We start from the raw sequence: 218 nt of genomic DNA on the forward strand, positions 1-218 counted from the left end.
AACGTAGCCAAAGGTACGGACGACACCGACGCAGTGAACGTTGCGCAGCTCAAAGCAGCCGCAGCGAAAGCCACATCCAAAGTGGACAGCGGCAACGACAACATCGTCGTCACCCCCGAGCAAAATGCCGACGGCAGCACCACTTACAAAGTGGCGACCGCACCTAACCTGAAAGCCGACAGCTTCACCGCAGGCGATACCGTTGTGAACAACGACGG

1 protein-coding gene is annotated in these 218 nt (G+C 58.3%); it reads left to right on the top strand.

Annotated features, from left to right (window positions below):
• Positions 1-218: hypothetical protein (locus tag HMPREF2572_RS10360; protein WP_148132336.1), on the top strand; the 218-nt coding region annotated here is incomplete at both ends.

Source organism: Neisseria sp. HMSC064E01 (assembly GCF_001808875.1).
In the GTDB taxonomy this organism is placed as follows: domain Bacteria; phylum Pseudomonadota; class Gammaproteobacteria; order Burkholderiales; family Neisseriaceae; genus Neisseria; species Neisseria sicca_A.